Here is an 18,029-nt window from a genome sequence, read left to right as displayed (position 1 = left end):
GCTTGCGTGCTTGATCTGGGACCCAGGCTTGCGGCGAAAGCGCGCAAATTGCCGCGCAATCTCTGCAGGAAAGATGCTGGCGCCATGTCAACGAACGACAATTTCGGAGAGGCCGTTCCTGCTCGCTGCGGCATCCAATCTGCCGTCACGCTTGGTGCGTGCGACAAAATCATCCATGGTCTTGAGCCAGGCGTCGTCTCCCGGCTTCACGGCATAGGCATACGGCAGCACGTACACCGGCTTGGGCGGAGAAACCAGGCGCGCCCAGTCGGCGTTGTCGAGCAAGCGGCGGGTGTAGGGGTAGTCGGACAGGAACACATCGATCCGTCCGCTTTCCAATTCCTGCTCGCGCGTAGCCGGGGGCGAGATCCGGATCAGCTTGGCGTGCTTGAGGCGTTCGCTCATCACAGGTTCCATGAAGGTGCCCGCCTGCACGCCAACCAGCACGCCTGACTGGTCGATATCGGACCATTGCTTGATCACGGCATTGCTCTGGGTGGTGATGCCGTAGATGTCGCTGCTGAGGTAGGGCTGGGTGAACCGCATGTGGGCCAGGCGCTGGGGCAGCATGCCGATGGCGAACATGCCTACGTCGCAACGGTCGGTGCGCAGATCCTCGGCAATCGAGGTGAAAGAGGACTCGACGTATTCCACCTTCACCTTGAGATCCATGCCCAGTTCTGCGGACAGATCGATGTCTATGCCTTTCAATTGCTGGGTACGCGGATTCCTGAACGTGACGCCATAGTAATCGGGCCAGATGCATACGCGCACCACCTTCTTGCCCGAGACCCTGTCCTGCACCGGTCCCGCCGACGCGGCCCCGCTGCAGACCAGGCTGGCAAGGGTGCTGACGCAAGCGAATTGAATGAGGGTATGCATGGTGGTCTTCATGGTGTTTCTTTCACTCACGGTGCGTCTATCAAATCGGCAAATGAGGGGCGCAGCTTGCTGATTCTGCAGCGCAAGCCGTCCAGCATTTCGCTGTGAAGAACGAATGTGTCCACGATCACGGGATCGAATGCCTTGCCGCGTTGCTCCACGAGCATATCCAGGGCCGTGCTGGCAGTCATTGCCGGGCGATAGACGCGATCCATGGTCAAGGCGTCGTAGAAATCGACGATGGCAGTGATGCGGCCCGACAAGGGAATGTTGTGCCCTGCGAGTCCACTTGGGTAGCCCGTGCCGTCGTAGCGTTCGTGGTGGGTCAGTGCAACCTCGGCCGCGAGGCGGAACACCGGTACGCTCGAATTGCCGATGATCTCGGCACCCGCGCGCGGATGCCGTTGGATGATTGCACGCTCTTCCTGCGTGAGGGGGCCGGCTTTCTTGAGCACATGGTCCGGGGTGCCGATCTTGCCGATGTCATGCATGGGCGCGGCGCGTCGCAGCATGCGTGCAAAGTCCTGCTTGCAGCCCAGGAGAAGCGCCAGCGCCTCGGCAAGAAAGCCGATGCGCACGATGTGCACGCAAGTGTCGTCGTCGCGCGCCTCCGCTGCCGTGCACAATTGCAGCAGTGTTTCGTTGTGCGCCCGGGTGAGATCCTTGAGTGCCTTGTTGCGTTCACGGTACACATGCCCGAAATCTTCGACAAAGCGGATCATCTGTTCGGCCGCCGCTTCGTCAAAGCGCAGGCTTTCGCCGGGCGGCAGGTGGTGGGTACGCTCAGCAGTGTTGCTCATGGGCCGCTTCCAGTCGGTAAACTGTTTCCAGCACCTGGATGGTGCTGAAAGGTTTGACGAGGTATTCATCGGCACCGGCGTTCATGCCGTTTTGCCGGTCTTCTGCCTGGCCGCGTGCCGTGAGCATGATGACCTTGGTATGCCTGAGCGCCGGGTTCGCCTTGATGCAGCGGCAGACCTCCAGGCCCGACAGCGTTCCGGGCATCATGACGTCCAGCAGCACCACATCGGGAGCGTGGCTGCGTGCCATCTCCAGGCCGGTATCGCCGTCGGCCGCTTCATAGATCTCGAAATCCTCAAATTCCAGGGTCATGTGCAGCAGTTTGCGGATGTCGGCGTGGTCTTCGACTATGAGTACTTTTTTCATATGTTCCTGCATGGAGACAAGAAATTGTTCAAATTCACAGAATTGCTGCGTAAACAGAAGTAAATTTATCATATCAATCATTTGATTTGCTTGCAAGTCACTGCAATACAAATCGTTTGCAAGTAAACTATCCAAGACATGAAAAATGAAACACCCTTAGACACTTCGGCTGCGTCAGACCAGCTCACCACCTTCGAAGCTGCGCGTATGCTCGGGCTGGCCGTGCGCTCCGTGCAGCTGATGGTGGACCGCAACGAGCTGCAGGCGTGGAAGACTCCGGGGGGCCACCGGCGCATTTCGCGTCAGTCGGTGGAGCAGTGTTTGCGCGCGCGCGCCGGCGAGGAGACGCAGGCAGCCGATCCCGCGGTGCAAGGGACTGTGCGCTCGGCGGTCGCGTCGGCACAGCCGCCTCACGCGGTCAAGACGGCGGTAGCTGGCGCAATGCATGTGCTGCTGATCGAGGATTCCATACACTTCCAGAACCTGGTGTCCCTGCTGGTGACGCAACACTTTCCACAGTGGCAGTTGCACATTGCGAATGATGGAATCACGGGGCTGGCCATGTACGGCCAGATCCAGCCCGATATCCTGATTGTGGACATCCTGCTGCCCGGCATCGATGGCGGCACCCTCATCACCACGCTGCGCTCGCATCCCCAGTTCGCCAAGAGCCAGTTGATCGTCGTGACCTCGCTGGATGAAGCCCAGCGCGCTCCGTATGCATTCGCATTGCAGGGCGTCAATGTCATCTACAAGCCACGCTTGGTGGCCGAACTGCCCGCGCTTCTTGCCCAGAGCCTGGAAGGGCGGCAGTCTTCTGTGCGCGAGGAGTGAACCCATGACGAAAGAGCCTGGCGCAGCGCTGGCGCGCGTGCTGCTTGTGGAGGACGATGTTTCCATCGCGCGCTTCATCGAGATGGCATTGGAAGACCAGGGGCTGGAGCTGACCGTGTGCACCGATGTGGAAAGCGCGCTCGCTGTGCTCAAGGACGGCCCGGTGCAACTGATCATTTCCGATCTGATGCTGCCCGGCTTGTCGGGCTACGATCTGCTCGATCGCTTGCATGCCGAGCCCGCGCTTGTGGCCGGCGCCAAGGTGGTGATCTTCAGCGCCGGCCTGGGCGCTGGCAAGCCCGCAGAGCTGGAAGGCCGCGGCGTGTGGCGCGTGTTGAACAAGCCGGCATCCGTGGTCCAACTGCTCGCCTGCGTGAGCGATGCGCTTGCGCAGCGTTCTGACTCTCCTGCGAGCCAGTCCGCAGTTGCGCCGCCCGCGCCGGGCTTGGATAGTTCTGAAGACGCGGCGATCGCTGCGTATTTCGACGGTAATACGGCACTGTTCCTGGCCTATCGCGCCAAGTGCCTCGCGCAGTTTGCCAACGATCTGGCGGTGGGCGACGCCGCACTGCGGTCGGGCGATCTCCCGGCGCTGCAGCGCCTGTCGCACAGTCTGTCCACCGTGTTTTGCACCCTGGGCTGGGCCCAGGACGGCAGGACCGCAAAGGCGCTGGAATCGCGGGCCGCCGAAGGTGATGCCCAGGCCGCGGCCATCGCCTGGGGAAAACTGCGCGCCCGGCTGCTCAACGTCGGCTTGGCCTAATTTCGCGAGCGGGGCGCGGGTAGGCCTGGCTCAATCTCCGGCCTTGCCGGCGCGGCGCAAGGTTACCGCATCGAGTTGAGACAGCGAGACCTCGTTGGCCCCCAAGCGGAACAGGCGCATGGAGTTGCTGACGCTTTGCACCTGGCCATGGACCGATTGCGCCGCAGCTGCGAGCTCTTCCACCATGGCCGCATTCTGTTGCGTGATGGAGTCCATGTGGGCCACCGCCTCGTTGATCTGGGATATCCCCACCTGCTGCTCGCCTGCGGCAGTGCTGATCTCGTCGAGCAAGACGTTCACCTGGCCTATCGATTGCACGACGGCTTGCATGCGCTCTCGCGCCTGTGCGGCGCTGGTGACGCCCGCCGTAACGCGCGTGCCCGACTCGCTGATGAGTTGCTTGATGTCCTTGGCCGCGGCTGCCGTGCGCTGCGCCAGTGCGCGCACTTCGGACGCCACCACCGCAAAGCCGCGTCCCTGGTCTCCCGCCCGGGCCGCTTCCACCGCAGCGTTCAAAGCCAGGATGTTGGTCTGGAATGCCACGCCTTCTATCAACTGGATGATGTCCTCGATGCGCCTGGACGACGCGGCTATGCCTTCCATGGTGTCGGCAAGATGCTTGACCGCTGCATCGCCGTTGCGGGCGATCTCGGTGGTGTCTCGGGCCATCTGAGCGCCATGGCTCGCCGAAGTGGCGCTGTTCTGGATGGTGCCGTTGACTTCCTCCATCGAGGCTGCCGTCTGCTCCAGGCTGCTGGCCTGTGTCTCGGTGCGGGAGGATAGATCGTTGTTTCCCGAGGCGATTTCCTGCACCGCCACGTCCAGATGGCTCACTTCCTGACGTACGTCGCTCACCACCGTGCACAGGTTCACGCTCAGTTGATTCAGTGCCTGTTGCAGACGCCCCACCACGTCGGCGGCTCCGGTTTCAACGCTGCACGACAAGTCGCCCGCTGCGAGGCGGTTCGCATCCTTGACCAGGCGGTGCAGCGGCTGGACGGCGAAGGCCTGGATGAGAAATGCACTGGCCATCAGCGCCAGTGCCGCGGCGCCCAGCAGCGCGTATCCCGGAGCGCCCAGAAAATGCGCTGCGACCACGGTGGCCATGGCCGCCGCCTGTGTGAGCATCAGCTTGACAGCCAGAGAGGGCTGGACCAGGCGCCTGAGCCATCCGGCCAGCCCCTTGTGCACCACATGGCCGCCCCGCAGTCCCAGATTCGTCTTTCCTGTTTCCTGCCCGGACCTCAACTGCGCATACAACGCCTCGGCGGCGCGCACTTCTTCCCGGCTGGGAACGGTTCGCACCGACAGAAATCCCGTGATCTGGTTGCCGTTCATCATGGGAGTCGCGTTCGCCTGCACCCAATAATGGTCTCCATCCTTGCGGCGGTTCTTGACGAAGCCCGTCCACGGCAAGCCGGACTGTATCGTCTCCCACATGTCGCGGAATGCCTCCGAAGGCATGTCGGGATGGCGGACCAGATTATGGGATTGACCCAGCAACTCCTCCCGCTGGAAGCCGCTCACATGGATGAACGCATTGTTGCAATAGGTGATCCTTCCCTTGAGGTCCGTCACGGACACCAGAGTGTCATTTGCGGAAAGGGTGAACTCCTGCTGGGTGATAGGTAGGTTTTTGCGCATGTAGGCCTATGAAGTTGGAGGCGTAGCGGCGGATTCGGGGCCAGGGCCGCATGGCGAATTACATCCGAATTTCGGTGAAAATGAAACAAGTTTCTGATAATTATGTTGGGTATGATTTTTTTGAAGCCGTTGATGTCTGCAGTATTGGCGGCGCTTTTCCGCTTTTCCGAGACCATCGAATGCGCTGCGATGCCAGAAATCGCCGCCGGGCTGCTCGCAGTGCATGGGCCTGCCTGTCTCCCGATCGCGCCCATCGGGAATGAGGGATGACTTGCACTCGCGGCAGGGCCAGGTTCTGCTGCGCGATGCGTGCGTCCTAGATGGCCTGCAGCGTTTGAGGCCTCGGGGCTGCGCCCAGCCCCTAGCGCACCACGGCTGCGCTGCCCATCCATGGTTTCCCCTTAGAGAGACATTTTGGCGACAGCGGTTCGTTGCCAGGCCGGCGCACTATCGATAAGGCAAAAACGTCCCGGCATGGATTCATCAGGAAATGCACCAATGCATTGCGGATCTCATGGCGGGGATCCCTATGCAGGCACTTTCTCGGGAGCAGTAACCAGCATGATCAGCCAGCCAACCTTGAACCGGGCACCTCTGTTTTACGCCATGTCGACAGCCCTGCTGTTGAGCGCGTGCGGCGGCGGCGGTTCCGGCGACAACGCCAGCGAAAACACCACCCCCAAGTCCACCAGCATCGTCGATGGCGTTCCCGCCATCGATCCGGCAATTTCCGCGGCAGCGCAGAAGCTCGTGGCAGACAAGAACATCCAGGCCATCGTGGCGGATCTTAAAACGCCCGCCAGCGAGAAGGCGCGCTTCAACCAGCACATGGAGCTGGTGCGCATCGCTTCGCCCTCGCGCTACGAGCACCGCATGGCGGCGGAAGTGCATCGCCGCATGGTCGCCGAATGGGGTTTTGCCGCAAGCGAAGTCAAGACCCGCGCCGACGGCAATCTTCCGGGTTCGGACGTGCAGATCGTGGACGGTCTGCCGGTCTACAACGCCTGTGTCGAGATCAAGGGCAGCTACTCGAGCTCGCCCGGCGCCAAGGCATACAACGGGCAATACCCCAAGGTGCTGATCGAGTCGCACATCGACGTGGTCAATCCCGAGGTGTTGCCGCCGGCGAGCAAGCCTTTCCTGCCGATCAAGCTGCAGCCCATGACCGAAGCCGTGGTCAACACGCCCGAGGAGCTGGCCGCCATTTCGCGCGAGCTGGCTTTCGACGACCGCGGACGCATTGTGGAGGACGCCAACTACGCGGCAGCCAGCCGCTGGTTCGCGACCGAAACCGCGGCCCGCCAGGGCGGTGCGGTGCGCATGTATGTGCCCGGCTACTCCGACGCGATGGGCAATACCTCCAGCCTGTTCACCCTGGCGCAGATGTTCAAGAAATACCGGATCAAGCCCGTGTACGACGTGTGGATCTGCGGCACGGCGGGCGAAGAGGGCAAGGGCAATCTGGCCGGGATGAAGCAGCTCTATGGTTTCGACCAGGACAAGGGCACGGGTTCGAATCCGCTGAATATCGTGGCCAATTTCGGCTCCGAAGGCGGCGGTGCGATCAACTTCACGGGCAGCTATCGTTTCGAGATGAAGTTCAAGGCGCCCGCGATTGCCGGCAATGGCCCGAGCGCGGTCGAAGCCATGGCCGCAACCATTGCCAGGATTGCCGATCTGAAGACGCCTTCCGAGCTGCGCACCGATGCGGTGAAGACGACCTACACCGTGGGCCAGTCGAGCTGCGAGGCGCCGGCCGCGGGCAGCAGCGTGATACCGAGCTGTACCTTGCTGGTGGACATGCGCAGCGAGCGCACCGATACGCTCAATGAAATCCGCAGCGGCATCGAGCCCACCTTCAAGGCCGGCGTCGCGGCGGAAAACGCGCGTTACGGCAAGGCCGATGGCGCGGGCGACGCGGTCGGCCTGGAACAGGTCTGGTATGGCCTGCGTCCGGCCTTCGTCAATGGCAATACGGCCAACATCGCCTTGCAGGCCGGCTGGCAGGCGGCCAAGAGCGTGGGCGTGGACGAGGTGGCCAAGGTGCCCACAGGCTCGAGCAGCCTGAACGACAACGTGCCGGCCAACACCGGTGTGCCGACCTACAACTGGTCGCTGGCCTCCAATGTGGCCAGCGGCGGCACCCATGCCTTCTGGGAATGGGGCACCAAGGGCGATCCGGCGCGCGAGACGCAGCGCATCCAGCGCGCGCTGACCGCCGTGCTGATCGCCTCGGGCTACAACCTCGCCGACGGCGGCGTCATTGCCCCGGCGCTCGATCCCATCGGCGTGCGCACCCGCGACGTGAAGTAAGCCAGAACAAGAGGTGACACCATGAAAAAACTGATCTCTACCCTTGTCTTTTCCGCCATGGCCGCAGGCGCCGGGCTCGCGCATGCGCAAAGCTCCGTGCTGGTCGAGTTCCAGGGGCCGGGAGGCCACAGCAGCAGCAACTACGGCCGCACCAGCGCCCTGCACGCGGCAGCGCGCGCGGTGATGGCGCTGCAGAAGTCGGGACTGCCTGCAGGCAGCTATGTCGTGACCGATCTGACGGGCGGTAATTCGGTCAACTCGATTGCTTCCGACGGCAAGTTCGTCGCCACGCTCAACGCCCAGTCGGGGGTGTCGGCCGGCGACTTCCTGGCCAAGGTGACCGAGTCCGCGAAGGTCGGCGCCGCGGCAGAAAACGCCTTCCGCAATGTCAAGGCCGGCGACCTGACGGCGGGCGCGCCGGCGGACATACGCTACGCGGTCAAGCCGCAATGACCGCCTGCCCGTGAGCGCGGGCGCTGCAGGCAAATGCCAGTCAGTGCGCTGCTGACTGGCATTTTTCGTGGCCGGTCTGGGCAAAAATGCGGCCGGCGCTGGCATGGGGCCGTATCGTCAAGGTATCGGGGGCCAGCGCCGACTGAGTGCATGCGCGGCGCTCAGCCGCCCAGCAGCACGCAATCTGCCGCATCCATGTCGCGCACCGCGTCGTGGAACACGCGGCGCAGCCATTCGATGCCGGGATCGCGCGTGCGGTAGCGGTGCCACTGCATGGCCTGGTGCATCTCGCCCAGCGCCACCGGCACTTCGCGCACCACGATGGGCAGGTGGCGCGCCGCCTGGCGCGCAAGCCGGCTGTGGATGGTCGCAACGCGCTCGGTGCCGACCACCAGGGCGGGCGCGCAGGCAAAGCTGAAGCTGGTGACATCGATGCGGCGTTCCAGCCCATGGCGCTTGAACAGCCCGTCTTCCAGCGAACTCGCGTTGGTCGCGGGCGGCAGCGTGAGCACATGGCCGGCCGCGACATAGCGCTCCAGATTCAGATCGCCTTGCGCCAGCCGGCTGTCGCGCCACAGCACGCACTGGAAGCGCTCGCTGAACAGGTCTTCGGTCGGGTGGCTGGCCGAGCAGTATTCGCTGGGCATCACCACCATGTCGACTTCGGCGCGGTCCAGCGAACGCGTGGGCTCGAGCACCTGGGGCAGCAGCGAGAAGCGGATGTCGGGGCCTTGCGCATGGGCGCGCGCCAGAACATGTGGAATCAGCGTGGCCAGCGTGAAGTCCGAGACGAAGATGCGGAACTCGCGGTCGGATTTGGCGGGCACGAACTCGGGCTTGGCCGCGACCGAGCTGTCGATGCGCAGCAGCACGTCGCGCACCGTGTCCTTGAGCACTTCGGCGCGCGGCGTCAGCTCCATGCGCCGGCCCACCTGCACCAGCAGTTCATCGTCGAAATAGTCTCTGAGCCGGGCCAGCGCATTGCTCATGGCCGACTGGCTCATGTGCAGCCGCTCGGCCGCGCGGCTGATGCTGGCTTCGATCAGCAGCACGTCGAGTGCCACCAGCAAGTTGAGATCAAGTTTGTTGAAGCGCATCGGGGTCTCCTCGGGCCGCATCGTACTGGCTGTGCGCAAGTCGCGGGTTAACCCGAAAAGTATTTGCGCCGTCGATGGCAGGGATGGATTCAAACCATTTTCCAGTATGCAAGCCGCTTCCTACACTCGCCGCACTACTAGAAAAAACGCGGTTCGAGCGCACTCCAAAGTGCCCGCCGATGTCCGGCCTGCAAGGCCCCATGCAACGGAGACAAACCCTTCCATGTCCACGATTCCATCCCTTCGCCACGCCGGGGCGGCGCGCACCCTGGCAGCCGCCGCGGCCGCGCTGCTGGCGAGCAGCGCGAGCCAGGCCTTCGAGTTCGATACCGGCAATCCCGACCTCAAGATCCGCTGGGACAACACGCTCAAGTACAGCAATGCGTTGCGGCTCAAGGACCGTTCGCCGGGGCTGTCGAGCACGCAGTTCGGGCCGGCGGGCGTGATCGGCGCCAACAACCTCAACCAGGACGATGGCGACAACAACTTCGGCAAGGGCCTGGTCTCCAACCGCGTCGATCTGCTCAGCGAGCTCGATGTGACCGGCCGCAACTGGGGCGGGCGCATCAGCGCCGCGGCCTGGTACGACACGGTCTACCACCGCGCCACCGACAACCCCGGCATCAGCGCCAACCATACGCCGGCCAGCGAGTTCACGTCGGACACGCGTTCGCTGATGGGCCGAAAGGCCGAAGTGCTTGACGCTTTCGTGTTCGGCAAGTTCGACCTGGCCGACAGGCCCGCGACCGTGCGCCTGGGCCGGCACACGCTGCTGTGGGGCGAGAGCCTGTTCTTCGGCGTCAACGGCATCGCTGGCGGCCAGGCGCCGCTCGATCTGATCAAGCTGTTGTCGGTGCCGAACTCGCAGTTCAAGGAAACCGTGCGCCCCACGGGAAAGCTCTCGGGCCAGGTGCAGCTGTCCAGCGATGTCGCCGTGGGCGCGTATTGGTCCTACGAGTGGCAAAAGACCCGGCTCGCGCCCGTGGGCAGCTATCTGTCTGCCAGCGACGCGATGGGCCCGGGCGCTGAGCGCATCAATGCCGGCCCCACGGGCACGTTCGTGCGCCAGGCCGATCTCGATGCGCGCGACGGCGGCCAGGGCGGGCTGCAGCTGCGCTGGCGCGTGGACGCGATCGACACCGATCTGGGCTTTTATGCCATCCGCTACCACGCGAGCACGCCCAGCAACATCTGGAACACGCTCAGCGGCGCGCCGCCGGCGCTGCGCGCGAGCAGCTACCGCTGGGTCTACCACGAAGGCGTGAGCGCGTTCGGTGCGAGCTTTGCCAAGACCGTGGGCGAATGGGGCCTGGCCGGCGAGATGTCGCTGCGCCGCAATGCGCCGCTGTCCAGCAGCGGGCTGTCGGTCATTCCCGCCATAGGCGTGGGCACGCGCTACGACAACCGCGATAACCCGGGCTATGCCGTGGGCGAGACCGGACACGCGCAGTTCTCCTGGCTCGCGAGCCTGGGGCCCAGCTTCATTGCGCGTGAAGCCAGCTTTCTGGGCGAGATCGCCTGGAACCGCCGGCTCAAGGTCACGCAGAACGCGCAGCTGCTCAACCCGAACACCGACCGCGACGCCACGGCGCTGCGCATGGTCTACGCGCCGTCGTACCGCCAGGTGCTGCCCGGGCTGGACCTCACGCCCAGCGTGGGCATCGGCTATGGCTGGGGCCGCTCGTCGGCCGTGGGCCCGGGCTTCGGCGTCGACAAGGGCGGCGATTTCAACATCGGCCTGGCGGGGGTCTACCTGGGCAAATGGACCGGCTCGCTGAACTACGTGCACTACCTGGGCAAGGAAGGCCCGACGCTGGACAACAACAACAACGCCCAGTTCCGCCAGTCGCTCAAGGACCGCAACTTCCTGAGCCTCTCGCTGCGCACGACTTTCTAAGAACGATACGGAGACAGACATGAAGCATTCAACGATTGCCGCCGCCGTGCTGCTGATGGCGGCGCTGGGCGCCCAGGCCGGCGCCACGCCCGAAGAGGCCGCGAGGCTCAAGACCGAACTCACGCCCCTGGGCGCCGAGCGCGCGGGCAACAAGGACGGCTCCATTCCCGCCTGGACCGGCGGCTACACCTCAGCCATGCCCGGCTTCAAGAACGGCGGGCGCCGCGGCGACCCATTCGCCGGCGACAAGCCGCAGTACGTGATCAACGCCGCCAACATGGCCCAGCATGCCGACAAGCTGACCGATGGCACGCAGGCGCTGCTGAAGAAGTATCCGACGTTTCGCATCGATGTCTACAAGACGCTGCGCACCGCGGCTGCGCCGCAATGGGTCTATGACAACACGTTCAAGAACGCGACCTCGGCCAGGCTGGACGGCGAAATCCTGCGCGACGCGTTCGGCGGCATTCCGTTTCCCATTCCCAAGACCGCCAAGGAAATCATCGCCAACCACGAGATGCACTGGCGCGGCGAAGCCTGGCAGACCGATTTCCGCGGCTATCTTGGCACGGCCAACGGCCAGAGCGTGCTGTCGGTCGAAGCCACGGGTGACTTCCAGATGCCGTACTACGCCCAGGGCCAGGAAGCGAAGTACAACGGCGAGTACTGGATGATTCGCATGCTCAACTCGGGCCCGGCGGTGCGCGCCGGCGAAGCCCTGGTGGGCCGGCAGAACGTGGACCAGGACAAGACCGCGAACTGGGTCTACCTCACGGGCCAGCGCCGCGTGCGCAAGCTGCCCAACGCCTGCTGCGACACGCCCACGCCGGCTTCCAGCGGCGTCGCGAGCTTCGACGAGGTCGACGTGCTGAGCGGGCGCACCGACCGCCACGACTGGAAGATCGTCGGCAAGCGCGAAATGCTGATTCCCTACAACAGCAACCGCATGCACCAGCCCGAGAAGGACAGCGAGCTGCTGATGGCCAATCACCTCAACCCCGACCATGTGCGCTGGGAGCTGCACCGCGTCTGGGTGCTCGAGGCCACGCTCAAGCCCGGCCAGCGCCACCAGGCCGCGCGCTCGCGCTACTACATAGACGAGGACACCTGGGTCGCGGTGCTTGCCGACCGCTGGGACGCCAAGGGCCAGCTGTGGAAGACCGTCTGGTCCCATCCGGTGGTGATGCCCGATCTGCCGGCGACCACGCCGCAGCAGCAATGGGGTTTCAACGACCTGATCAGCGGCGCTTGGTACGCCAGCGGCGTTGTCAACGAGCGCAAGCAGCACTACCGCATCGTGCCGCGCCGCGCCGATTCGCACTTCACCGCCGAAGCCATGGCCGGCGAAGGCCTGCGCTGAGGCCATGATGTTCACTTTCTTCTCCAGCGCGCCGACCTGGCGCGCGAGCGCAGCCGCGACCCTGTGCGCGGGCCTGATGGTCGGCGCGGGTGCCGCAGGCGCCGCGACACCCGCGGCGCCGGTGGGCGCTGCCGCTGAACGCCCCGCAGTGATGGTGCAACGCCCGGCAGCGGCCGTGCTGCTGGGCGCGGCCAGCGCGGGCCAGCGCACGGTGGCCGTGGGTGAGCGCGGCCTGCTGATCGTCTCCGACGATGGCGGCGCGCAATGGCGCCAGGTGGCGCTGCCCACCAGCGTCACGCTCACGGCGGTGCGCTTTGCCGATGCACGCCATGGCGTGGCCGTGGGACACGGCGGCACGGTGCTGACCAGCAGCGATGGCGGCGACACCTGGACGCGCCGGCTCGACGGCCTGCGTCTGGCGCAGCTCGCGCTGCAAGCTGCGCAGCGCGGCGGCGATGCCGCGGCCATGCGCGACGCTGAACGCCTTGTGGCCGAAGGCGCGGACAAGCCGTTTCTGGACGTGCTGCTCTGGGACGCCAGGCGCTATCTGGCCGTCGGCGCTTTCGGCCTGGCATTCGCCACCGACGACGGCGGCCAGAGCTGGACGCCCTGGATGGGGCGCCTGCCCAATCCCAAGGCCATGCACTTCTATGTCGCGCGCCGCAGCGGCGATACCGTGGTGCTCGCGGGCGAACAAGGTCTGCTGCTGCGCTCGGGCGACAACGGGCACAGCTTCGAGGCCCTGGCCAGCCCCTACCAGGGCAGCTGGTTCACGGCCGAGATATCGGGCCGGGAACTGCTGCTCGCCGGCCTGCGCGGCAATGTCTGGCGCAGCGTCGATGGCGGCAACGCCTGGGCGCAGATCGCCAATCCGCGTCCCGCTTCCATCACCGCTTCGCTTGCGATGGGAAGCGAAGTGCTGCTGGCCAATCAGGCGGGCCAGGTGCTGCGTCTGCAGGGCGCCGAACTCCAGGCGCTGGACCATGCGCCCCAGGCGCCGCTGGCCGGCCTGGTCGCTTCGGGCCGGCAGCTGCTGGGCCTGGGCGCAGGCGGTATCCACGCAGTGCGCGGAGGCAAACCATGATGCCTTCCTCCTCCCCTGTTCCAACGGCAGCGCGCTTCGATACGCGCTCGGGATCGGTCGTCGAGCGTCTGCTGTTCAACCACCGGCTGCTGGTGGTCGTGCTGTGCGCGCTGGTGACGCTGGTGCTGGGCTGGCAGGCCACGCGACTGCAGCTGCAGGCCAGCTTCGAGAAGACCATTCCCACGGGCCATCCCTATATCGCCAACTATCTGGCGCACCAGACGGAACTCAGCGGCCTGGGCAATGCGGTGCGCATCGCCGTCGCACGGCCGCAAGGCCCCGAGGGTGGCATCTACGACGCCGCCTACCTCGACACGCTGCGCCGCCTGACCGATGCGGTCTTCCTGCTGCCTGGCGTGGACCGCGTGGCAATGAAATCGCTGTGGACGCCGACCACGCGCTGGTTCGGCGTCACGGAAGACGGCCTCGAAGGCGGGCCGGTGATACCCGACGGTTTCGACGGCGGCCAGGCCAGCCTGCAGCAGCTCGCAGCCAACGTTGCGCGTTCGGGCGAGATCGGCCAGCTGGTGGCGCGCGACGCGCGCTCCTCGGTGATCTTCGTGCCGCTGCTGGCCAGGGACGCCGAGGGCAAGGCCATCGACTATGCGCGGCTGTCGGAGCAGCTCGAGGCGCTGCGCAGCCAGTTCGAGCGCGAGGGCGTGACCATTCACATCACGGGCTTTGCCAAGCTGGTGGGCGACCTGATCGACGGCGTGCGCGCGGTGCTGCTGTTCTTCGCGCTGGCCGTGGCCATCGCCACGGCCATGGTCTACTGGTACACCCGCTGCCTGCGCTCCACGCTGCTGGTGGTGCTGGCCTCGCTGATCGCGGTGGTCTGGCAGCTGGGCCTGCTGCCGCTGCTGGGCTTCGTGCTGGATCCTTATTCGATCCTGGTGCCGTTCCTGGTGTTTGCCATCGGCATGAGCCATGGCGCGCAGAAGATGAACGGCATCATGCAGGACATAGGCCGCGGCGCCGACAAGCTCGTGGCCGCGCGGTTCACGTTCCGCCGGCTGTTCCTCGCCGGCCTCACGGCGCTGGTTGCCGACGCCGTGGGCTTTGCGGTGCTGCTGGTGATCGACATCCAGGCAATCCGCGAACTCGCGATCGCCGCGTCGCTGGGCGTGGGCGTGCTGATCTTCACCAATCTGATCCTGCTGCCCATTTTGCTGAGCTATACGGGGGTCAGCGCGCGCGCCGCGGCACTCAGTCTGCGCGCCGAGGAAGGCGCTGCCGCGGGCGGCCGGCTGTGGACGCTGCTCACGCGCTTCACCGAGAGGCGCTGGGCCGCGGCGGCCGTGACCGCAGGCCTGGTGCTGGGCGTGGCGGGATTTGCGGCCAGCACCCAGCTCAAGATCGGCGATCTCGACCCGGGAGCTCCCGAGCTGCGCGAAGGCAGCCGCTACAACCGCGATGTCGCCTATCTCAACGCCGCCTATGGCGCGTCCAGCGACATGCTCGCGGTGATGGTGCGCACTCCGCCGGGCCAGTGCGCGAACTACGAGACGCTCAACAAGGTGGACGCGCTCGAGTGGCAGCTGCGCCAGCTCGACGGCGTCGAGTCGACCAACACCCTGGCGCTGCTCAACCGGCGCGTGCTGTCGGGCCTCAACGAGGGCAATCCCAAGTGGTACGAGTTCGTCCCCAACCAGGACATGCTCAACACCGCCACGGCCAGCGCGCCGCGCGGCCTCTACAACGACGCCTGCTCGCTGCTCACGGTCTATGCCTACCTGCGCGACCACAAGGCCGACACGCTGGCGCGCGTGGTGGCCCATGTCGAGGCCTTTGCCCGCGAGAACAACGGCCCGCAGTCCGAGTTCCTGCTGGCCGCGGGCTCGGCCGGCATAGAGGCCGCGACCAATATCGTGGTGCGCGACGCCTGGCGGCAGATGCTGTTGCTGGTCTACGGCGCCGTGGCGCTGCTGTGCCTGGTCACGTTCCGTTCCTGGCGCGCGGTGGTGGTCGCGGTGCTGCCGCTGGTCATCACTTCGCTGCTGGCCGAAGCGCTGATGGTCGCTCTGGGCATGGGCGTCAAGGTCGCGACGCTGCCCGTGATCGCGCTGGGCGTGGGCATAGGCGTGGACTACGCGCTCTACATCCTGTCGGTCACGCTGGCCGAGCTGCGCCGCGGCCAGAGCCTGGCTGCGGCCTACCACCGCGCGCTGCTGTTCACCGGCAAGGTGGTGATGCTGACCGGCGTGACGCTGGCCGTGGGCGTGATCACCTGGGTCGCCAGCCCGATCAAGTTCCAGGCCGACATGGGCCTGCTGCTGGCTTTCATGTTCCTCTGGAACATGGTCGGCGCGCTGGTGCTGCTGCCCGCGCTCGCGCATTTCCTTCTCAAGCCGGCCTTGCTGCCGGTGTCCCGGCCGGCAGCGATGCCGGCACCTCTTCTCACTCCCAACTATTGAACATGTTCAAGTACTTCCCCACCAACTACGTCTGGAATCTGTCGGTCAATCTGGCCATCGAGATGGGCGCGCGCATAGGCGAGATCGAAGAAATGTGCGCGCCGCTGCAGGAGGCCGCGAAGGCGCCCGACGCCGCGGGCACGCAGGCCTTCCGCGCCACCTGGGCGGCCATGGCCGACAAGCTGTGCGAGCTCGCCGCGGAAGACGAGGCGCGCGGGCGCCTGCTGTCCGCGGGCGAGAAATACGGCCGCGCAGCGGCCTACTACATCACCTGCGAGCGGCTGCAGGCGCATGGCGCGCCGGGCCGGCTGGCATTGTACGAACGCTGTCTCGAGGTGTTCGCCAAGGGGGTGCGCCTGGCAGGCGACAACTGCGAGCGCGTGGAGATCCCGTACGAAGGCAAGGTGCTGTCGGCACTCTATGTGCGCGCCCTGGGCGTGGACGGCCGACCGGCGCAGGGCCCGGCCCCGCTGCTGGTGCAGATCAACGGCCTGGATTCGACCAAGGAGATGAAGTACCGCGTGGGCTTGTGCGCGTGGCTGGCGCGCCGCGGCGTGTCCTCGCTTATCGTCGACCAGCCCGGCACGGGCGAGGCCTTGCGCCTGCATGGGCTCACGGCGCGCTACGACACCGAGCACTGGGCCAGCCGCGTGGTGGACTGGCTCGAGACGCGCGCCGATGTGGACCCCAAGCGCATAGGCATGGAAGGCGTGTCGCTGGGCGGCTACTACTGTCCGCGCGCCGTCGCCATGGAGCCGCGCTTTGCCTGCGGCGTGGCCTGGGGCGCGAACCACGACTGGCGCGACGTGCAAAAGCGCCGGCTCGAGAAGGAAGGCAGCTTTCCCGTGCCGCACTACTGGAGCCATGTGCAGTGGGTCTGGGGCGCCAAGGACATCGATGACTTCATGCGCATTGCCGAGGATGTGCACCTGGACGGCGTGGTCGAGAAGATCCGCGTGCCTTTCCTGGTCACGCATGGCGAGCGGGATTCGCAGATTCCGCTCAAGTGGGCGCATCGCACCTACGACCAGCTGGTCAACAGCCCCAAGCGCGAACTCAAGATCTTCACCGACCGCGAAGGCGGGGTGCAGCACGCGAGCTTCGACAACAGCATCAACGCCGGCCAGTACATCGCGGACTGGGTCGCCGAAACCCTGCAGGGCCGCACGGCCTGAAAGCGCATTCCATGAATATCCTCGGACCCGATGCACTGGTATTTGGCGTCGACGACCTGCCGGCCTGCCGGCAATACCTGACCGACTACGGCCTGCGCGACGCAGGCAATGACTTCTTCGAGGCGCTCGACGGCACGGGCATAGTGCTGCGCGCCAAGGACGACGCCACGCTGGCGCCCGCCATGGGCACGGCCAGCATGCTGCGCGAGACCGTCTATGGCGTCGCCGATGCGGCAACCCTTGACGCGATCGAAGCCGAACTGCGGCGCGACCGCGAGGTGCGCCGCGACGGCGGCGTGCTGCGCTGCGTGGACGACCTGGGTTTTGCGCTGGCCTTCCAGGTCAGCGTGCGCCGTCCCCTGGCGCTGGCCGCCGAGGCGATCAATGCGCCCGGCGCCGCGCCGCAGCGCGCGCCCAATGTCACGGCCGTCGACGACCGCCTGCCCGCGCTGCCGCGCTCGCTGTCGCATGTGGTGTATTTCGTTCCCGACGCCGCCAAGGCCGAAGCGTTCTACACGCGGCTGGGCTTTGTCTGCACCGACCGCTTCCTCGGCGTGGGCCCGTTCCTGCGGCCCGCGGGAACGCAGGAACACCATACGCTGTTCATGATCCAGACGCCGCCGTTCATGAAAGGCTGCGAGCATTTCACCTTCCATATGGGCGGCCCGACCGAGCTGCTGCTCGCCGGCACGCGCTTTGTCGACAAGGGCTACCAGAGCTTCTGGGGGCCGGGGCGCCATCGCTTCGGCAGCAACTGGTTCTGGTACTTCAATTCGCCGCTGGGCTGCCATGTGGAGTACGACGCCGACATGGACCGGCATGACGAGCACTGGTCGGCACGCGAGGCGCCCATGGGCGCCGATGCCTCGCAGCTGTTCCTGTTCCAGCACCGCGAGAAGTGGGCGCCCAGCGGTCCCCCTCCCGGTGCCAAGCCTGCGCACTGAGG

Annotated in this window: 16 protein-coding genes; 11 read left to right on the top strand and 5 right to left on the bottom strand. The window is 65.6% G+C overall.

Annotated features, from left to right (window positions below):
* Nucleotides 1-87: 87 nt before the first annotated feature.
* Genes ACSVDO_RS25920 through ACSVDO_RS25910 form a run of 3 tightly spaced genes read right to left on the bottom strand, consistent with a single transcriptional unit; the run spans nucleotide 88 to nucleotide 2,049 of the window.
* The gene (locus tag ACSVDO_RS25920) at nucleotides 88-882 is read right to left on the bottom strand and encodes an ABC transporter substrate-binding protein (protein WP_332683115.1); all 795 of its coding nucleotides are present in this window, start codon (nucleotides 880-882) and stop codon (nucleotides 88-90) included.
* A gap of 26 nt (nucleotides 883-908) precedes the next feature.
* Nucleotides 909-1,682: an HD-GYP domain-containing protein gene (locus ACSVDO_RS25915; protein WP_489597447.1), complete on the bottom strand. Its 774-nt coding sequence runs from the start codon at nucleotides 1,680-1,682 to the stop codon at nucleotides 909-911.
* Nucleotides 1,666-2,049, bottom strand: coding sequence for a response regulator transcription factor (locus tag ACSVDO_RS25910; RefSeq protein WP_489597898.1), 384 nt, complete (start codon nucleotides 2,047-2,049; stop codon nucleotides 1,666-1,668). The genes ACSVDO_RS25915 and ACSVDO_RS25910 overlap by 17 nt, the downstream gene beginning before the upstream one ends.
* 138 nt (nucleotides 2,050-2,187) lie before the next feature.
* On the opposite strand from ACSVDO_RS25910, the gene ACSVDO_RS25905 reads away from it, so the two are divergent.
* Together ACSVDO_RS25905 and ACSVDO_RS25900 are read left to right on the top strand one after the other, a co-directional pair.
* Complete coding sequence (locus ACSVDO_RS25905) at nucleotides 2,188-2,883, top strand: response regulator (protein WP_489597445.1); 696 nt, start codon at nucleotides 2,188-2,190, stop codon at nucleotides 2,881-2,883.
* Between the two features lie 4 nt (nucleotides 2,884-2,887).
* Nucleotides 2,888-3,646 carry a response regulator gene (locus tag ACSVDO_RS25900; protein ID WP_489597444.1) on the top strand — a complete coding sequence of 253 codons (759 nt, stop codon included), beginning with the start codon at nucleotides 2,888-2,890 and terminating at the stop codon, nucleotides 3,644-3,646.
* Between the two features lie 30 nt (nucleotides 3,647-3,676).
* On the opposite strand, the gene ACSVDO_RS25895 is transcribed toward ACSVDO_RS25900, so the two are convergent.
* Entirely contained in the window at nucleotides 3,677-5,290 is a 1,614-nt protein-coding gene (locus ACSVDO_RS25895) for a methyl-accepting chemotaxis protein (protein ID WP_332535940.1), read from the bottom strand.
* 50 nt (nucleotides 5,291-5,340) lie between these two features.
* Here ACSVDO_RS25895 and ACSVDO_RS25890 point away from each other — a divergent pair, with 50 nt between their 5' ends.
* The 3 genes from ACSVDO_RS25890 (at nucleotide 5,341) to ACSVDO_RS25880 (ending at nucleotide 8,056) form a co-directional block, all read left to right on the top strand.
* Entirely contained in the window at nucleotides 5,341-5,553 is a 213-nt protein-coding gene (locus ACSVDO_RS25890) for a hypothetical protein (protein WP_489597442.1), read from the top strand.
* 343 nt (nucleotides 5,554-5,896) lie between these two features.
* Nucleotides 5,897-7,603, top strand: a complete 1,707-nt coding sequence (locus ACSVDO_RS25885) for a zinc-binding metallopeptidase family protein (protein ID WP_332535936.1) — start codon at nucleotides 5,897-5,899, stop codon at nucleotides 7,601-7,603.
* 21 nt (nucleotides 7,604-7,624) lie between these two features.
* Nucleotides 7,625-8,056: a peptidase dimerization domain-containing protein gene (locus ACSVDO_RS25880; protein WP_489597440.1), complete on the top strand. Its 432-nt coding sequence runs from the start codon at nucleotides 7,625-7,627 to the stop codon at nucleotides 8,054-8,056.
* A 161-nt stretch (nucleotides 8,057-8,217) separates the two neighbouring features.
* Here the strand turns inward: ACSVDO_RS25880 and ACSVDO_RS25875 are convergent, their stop codons facing one another.
* Complete coding sequence (locus ACSVDO_RS25875) at nucleotides 8,218-9,153, bottom strand: LysR family transcriptional regulator (RefSeq protein WP_489597438.1); 936 nt, start codon at nucleotides 9,151-9,153, stop codon at nucleotides 8,218-8,220.
* Nucleotides 9,154-9,376: 223 nt separating this feature from the next.
* Between ACSVDO_RS25875 and ACSVDO_RS25870 the strand changes: the two genes are divergently transcribed.
* The 6 genes from ACSVDO_RS25870 to ACSVDO_RS25845 are packed head-to-tail and all read left to right on the top strand — an operon-like array spanning nucleotide 9,377 to nucleotide 18,027.
* Complete coding sequence (locus ACSVDO_RS25870) at nucleotides 9,377-11,050, top strand: DUF1302 domain-containing protein (protein WP_489597436.1); 1,674 nt, start codon at nucleotides 9,377-9,379, stop codon at nucleotides 11,048-11,050.
* A gap of 19 nt (nucleotides 11,051-11,069) precedes the next feature.
* Entirely contained in the window at nucleotides 11,070-12,410 is a 1,341-nt protein-coding gene (locus ACSVDO_RS25865) for a DUF1329 domain-containing protein (RefSeq protein WP_489597434.1), read from the top strand.
* Nucleotides 12,411-12,414: 4 nt separating this feature from the next.
* The gene (locus ACSVDO_RS25860) at nucleotides 12,415-13,494 is read left to right on the top strand and encodes a WD40/YVTN/BNR-like repeat-containing protein (RefSeq protein ID WP_489597432.1); all 1,080 of its coding nucleotides are present in this window, start codon (nucleotides 12,415-12,417) and stop codon (nucleotides 13,492-13,494) included.
* Nucleotides 13,491-15,908 carry an efflux RND transporter permease subunit gene (locus ACSVDO_RS25855; protein ID WP_489597431.1) on the top strand — a complete coding sequence of 806 codons (2,418 nt, stop codon included), beginning with the start codon at nucleotides 13,491-13,493 and terminating at the stop codon, nucleotides 15,906-15,908. The genes ACSVDO_RS25860 and ACSVDO_RS25855 overlap by 4 nt, the downstream gene beginning before the upstream one ends.
* A gap of 2 nt (nucleotides 15,909-15,910) precedes the next feature.
* Nucleotides 15,911-17,083, top strand: a complete 1,173-nt coding sequence (locus ACSVDO_RS25850) for an alpha/beta hydrolase family protein (protein ID WP_489597429.1) — start codon at nucleotides 15,911-15,913, stop codon at nucleotides 17,081-17,083.
* Nucleotides 17,084-17,094: 11 nt separating this feature from the next.
* Nucleotides 17,095-18,027 (top strand): VOC family protein, encoded by a 933-nt coding sequence (locus ACSVDO_RS25845; protein WP_332535920.1) that lies wholly within the window; start codon nucleotides 17,095-17,097, stop codon nucleotides 18,025-18,027.
* The last annotated feature ends 2 nt before the right edge of the window (nucleotides 18,028-18,029 follow it).

The sequence above is a fragment of the Comamonas sp. DB36 genome, from assembly GCF_057914905.1.
This window is presented reverse-complemented; position numbering and strand designations above follow the sequence as displayed.

Coding starts and splice junctions, on each gene's coding strand:
- ACSVDO_RS25890 (WP_489597442.1), top strand. CDS start 5,341: ATGGCGAATTACATCCGAATTTCGGTGAAAATGAAACAAGTTTCTGAT.
- ACSVDO_RS25860 (WP_489597432.1), top strand. CDS start 12,415: ATGATGTTCACTTTCTTCTCCAGCGCGCCGACCTGGCGCGCGAGCGCA.
- ACSVDO_RS25920 (WP_332683115.1), bottom strand. CDS start 882: ATGCATACCCTCATTCAATTCGCTTGCGTCAGCACCCTTGCCAGCCTG.
- ACSVDO_RS25905 (WP_489597445.1), top strand. CDS start 2,188: ATGAAAAATGAAACACCCTTAGACACTTCGGCTGCGTCAGACCAGCTC.
- ACSVDO_RS25900 (WP_489597444.1), top strand. CDS start 2,888: ATGACGAAAGAGCCTGGCGCAGCGCTGGCGCGCGTGCTGCTTGTGGAG.
- ACSVDO_RS25850 (WP_489597429.1), top strand. CDS start 15,911: ATGTTCAAGTACTTCCCCACCAACTACGTCTGGAATCTGTCGGTCAAT.
- ACSVDO_RS25870 (WP_489597436.1), top strand. CDS start 9,377: ATGTCCACGATTCCATCCCTTCGCCACGCCGGGGCGGCGCGCACCCTG.
- ACSVDO_RS25910 (WP_489597898.1), bottom strand. CDS start 2,049: ATGAAAAAAGTACTCATAGTCGAAGACCACGCCGACATCCGCAAACTG.
- ACSVDO_RS25845 (WP_332535920.1), top strand. CDS start 17,095: ATGAATATCCTCGGACCCGATGCACTGGTATTTGGCGTCGACGACCTG.
- ACSVDO_RS25865 (WP_489597434.1), top strand. CDS start 11,070: ATGAAGCATTCAACGATTGCCGCCGCCGTGCTGCTGATGGCGGCGCTG.
- ACSVDO_RS25915 (WP_489597447.1), bottom strand. CDS start 1,682: ATGAGCAACACTGCTGAGCGTACCCACCACCTGCCGCCCGGCGAAAGC.
- ACSVDO_RS25880 (WP_489597440.1), top strand. CDS start 7,625: ATGAAAAAACTGATCTCTACCCTTGTCTTTTCCGCCATGGCCGCAGGC.
- ACSVDO_RS25875 (WP_489597438.1), bottom strand. CDS start 9,153: ATGCGCTTCAACAAACTTGATCTCAACTTGCTGGTGGCACTCGACGTG.
- ACSVDO_RS25895 (WP_332535940.1), bottom strand. CDS start 5,290: ATGCGCAAAAACCTACCTATCACCCAGCAGGAGTTCACCCTTTCCGCA.
- ACSVDO_RS25885 (WP_332535936.1), top strand. CDS start 5,897: ATGTCGACAGCCCTGCTGTTGAGCGCGTGCGGCGGCGGCGGTTCCGGC.
- ACSVDO_RS25855 (WP_489597431.1), top strand. CDS start 13,491: ATGATGCCTTCCTCCTCCCCTGTTCCAACGGCAGCGCGCTTCGATACG.